Origin of the sequence: Micromonospora craterilacus (assembly GCF_003236315.1) — a bacterium.
Taxonomy (GTDB): Bacteria; Actinomycetota; Actinomycetes; order Mycobacteriales; family Micromonosporaceae; genus Micromonospora; species Micromonospora craterilacus.
On record NZ_POTY01000405.1, the window covers coordinates 1 to 2,983 of the forward strand.

Consider the following 2,983-nt stretch of genomic DNA (forward strand, 5'->3'; position numbering starts at 1 on the left):
CGCCAGGACTCGACCTCCAGGTAGGGGATCTCGGCGTCGTTCACCGGGTCGCGGCCGAGCCGCTCGGTGTAGCGACCGGTCACCTCGACCCAGCTGTCGTTGGGCAGCCCGGTCGGTACGTCGCCGGTCAGCCCGAGCTTGATCGGCCGGCCGTCGGCGGCGCAGCAGGACAGCACCATCCGGGCCAGGATCGGCTGACCGTCGGGGCCGGTGGCGATGAAGCCGGTGAGCAGCACCCGCCGGTCGCCGATCGAGGCACCCCGGTCGAACAGTGCCCGGGAGGCGTAGTCGAGCACGCTGACGGAGACCGGATCGCCCTCGGGCAGCGGCGGGTAGTCCGACTGTTGCTGGGCGCTCAGCGCGGTGCCGGCCTGACTCGCCGCGTACGACCCGAGGGCCGGCGGGGCGACCAGCAGCAGGCCGAGCACCGGCAGGATGAGCAGCCAGCCGACCCGCGGCTCATGATGGCTGTGCCCGTTCCCATCGTGCTCGGCCGGGCCGCCCGTCGGGGTCTCGCCGGGGCCGTCCGCCAGGCTGCCACTCGCCGAGTCACCGCCCGCCGAGCCGTTGCCCGCCGAACCGTTGCCTACCAGGCTGCCATCCGCCGAGCCGTGCGCCGGGCTGCCGCCGGTCCGGGCGAGCGGGCGGGGAGCGGCCGGGCGTAGCTCGTACCACAGGGTCATGATCGCGGCGACGACCAGCAGCAGGCCGGCGGCGATCAGGAAGGGACGCAGCCCCTCCTTGACGTAGCGCAGGTAGAGGTCGGTGATGCTGGCCCGGATCACCGCGCCGCCGAGCAGCAGCAGAACCACCGCCTGCGCCTGCCGGTTCACAGCAGCACCGCCCCGACCCCGGCGGCGACCAGCAGGGCCACCGCGAAGGTGGTCGGTGCGAACCGGAGGGCGAACCGGCGACCGAAGACGCCGGCCTGCATCGCGATCAGCTTGAGATCGACCATCGGCCCCACCACCAGGAAGACCAGTCGGGACGTGAGGGAGAACTGCGACAGCGAGGCGGCGACGAAGGCGTCCGCCTCCGAGCAGAGCGAGAGCAGTACGGCGAGCAGCGCCAAGGCCAGGATCGACAGCCAGGCGTTGTCGGCGAGGGTCTGCAACCACCGCTCCGGGACCAGCACGTTGATGCTGGCGGCGGCCATCGCGCCGAGCACCAGGAAGCCGCCGGCGTGCGTCACGTCGTGTCGGACGGCGGCCCAGAAGGCCCGGCCCCGCGAGGCGTCGTCCAGCTCCGGCCGGCGCGGCATCCTGATCCACTCGGTACGGCCGAGACGCAGCCAGAGCCAGCCCATCACCATGGCGACGACCAGGCTGGCGAGGCCGCGGGCGAGGACCATCTCGGGGTTGTTCGGAAAGGCGACCGCGGTGGCGGTGAGCACGATCGGGTTGACCGCCGGGGCGGCGAGCAGGAAAGCCAGTGCCGCGGCGGGCGTGACGCCCCGCCGGATCAGCGAACCCGCGATCGGCACCGACCCGCACTCGCAGCCGGGCAGCACCACCCCGGCCGCGCTGGCCGCCGGCACCGCGAGGGCCGGGTGCCGGGGCAGCGCCCTGGCCCAGAACGACCGGGGTACGAACACCGCGATCACGGCGGATAGCAGCACCCCGAACACCAGGAACGGCACCGCCTGCACCATGATCGAGACGAACACGGTGGTCCAGGTCTGCAGGCGGGGATCGTCCAGCGCGGCGGCCAGCGGATCCCGGAAGATGATCAGCAGGATCAGCAGCGCCGCCAGGACCTCCACCGAGCCGATCCGGTCGCCGAGCCACCGCCGGGGCGGCTCGCCACCGGTCGGTGCCGGCTCGCGTACCTCCGTGGCGACGCCCACCGCGCCCGTCGGGTGGTCCTCCGGTTCGCCGGCCGGTGCGGCCTGGTCCGTGTTCGCGGTCACCTCTCGCCCTTCGGCCCGTCCGGATCGCGGCCTGAGACTACCGTCCGGGGTCGGTGGCGTCGATGGATGTCACGGAAGTGGGCGGGTCGCCGGTATCCGCTGGCACCGCCGCCGCGCCGGACGTGAGCACCCCACATGACCTGCGAAGATCACGTTGCCCGTTGATCTTCGAAGGTGTTAGCGTCGGCGAGACAACTTCACCTCCGACAGGGGAGCGCACAGCGCTGAGAGTGCGGGTTCGCCCGCAGACCCTCGAACCTGATCTGGGTAATGCCAGCGCAGGGAGTTCGGTCCACCTCCAGCCCGCCATTGTCCGGCGACGCCGGGCGGGGCGTGCGTCTTCTCCTGGTTCGACACTGGACTGGGAGCAAACCATGATTGGAAACACCAACAGCGACCGCTGGCGCACGATCGACATCGTGGTGGCCTCGGTCATCGCCGTCGCGTTCGGCGTCATCTTCTGGGCCTGGGGCTTCCTCTGGGCCGCCACCGAGGGGGCGTTCGCCTTCTTCCCGCCCGCACAGTCGGTCATCTACGGCGTCTGGCTGGTGCCGGGTGCGCTGGGCGGGCTGGTCATCCGCAAGCCCGGTGCCGCCTTCTACTGCGAGTTCCTCGCCGCCTTCGTCTCGGTGCTGCTGGGTAGCCAGTGGGGCACCGTGGCAATCCTGCAAGGTGCCGTGCAGGGTCTCGGTGCCGAGTTGGGCTTCGCCGCCTTCCGCTACCACTCATTCCGGCTGCCCGCGGCCCTGCTCTCCGGCCTGTTCGCCGGGCTGGCGGCGGCAATCTTCGACCAGGCCAGGTACTACGTGACGCTCGACCTGTGGAGCGCCCGGGTGCCGATCTTCGTGCTCACCGTGCTCAGCGCCACGGTGATCGCCGGGGCCGGCGGGTACGCCCTCACCGGCGCCCTGGCCCGCACCGGCGTCCTCGACCGCTTCCCCGCCGGCCGCGACCGCGCCCTCGTCTGACCGCACCCACCCCACTCACGTTGATCATGAGGTTAGCGGGCGATCTGAAGATCGAAATGCCCGCTAACCTCATGATCAACGTGAGTGGGGTGGGTGCGGTCAGACG

Annotated in this window: 3 protein-coding genes and 1 riboswitch; of the genes, 1 reads left to right on the plus strand and 2 read right to left on the minus strand. The window is 71.5% G+C overall.

Features of this window, described 5'->3' with window-relative positions; translation table 11 throughout:
• Window positions 1–833, minus strand: an 833-nt coding sequence (locus C1I95_RS33065; RefSeq protein ID WP_111219949.1) for a TIGR03943 family putative permease subunit, incomplete at its 3' end; no start/stop codon positions are given.
• Window positions 830–1,771 (minus strand): permease, encoded by a 942-nt coding sequence (locus tag C1I95_RS33070; RefSeq protein WP_199524023.1) that lies wholly within the window; start codon window positions 1,769–1,771, stop codon window positions 830–832. The genes C1I95_RS33070 and C1I95_RS33065, both read right to left, overlap by 4 nt.
• 336 nt (window positions 1,772–2,107) lie before the next feature.
• A riboswitch (TPP riboswitch) is annotated at window positions 2,108–2,212 on the plus strand.
• 71 nt (window positions 2,213–2,283) lie between these two features.
• Here C1I95_RS33070 and C1I95_RS33075 point away from each other — a divergent pair.
• Window positions 2,284–2,877, plus strand: a complete 594-nt coding sequence (locus C1I95_RS33075; RefSeq protein ID WP_199524022.1) for an ECF transporter S component — start codon at window positions 2,284–2,286, stop codon at window positions 2,875–2,877.
• The last annotated feature ends 106 nt before the right edge of the window (window positions 2,878–2,983 follow it).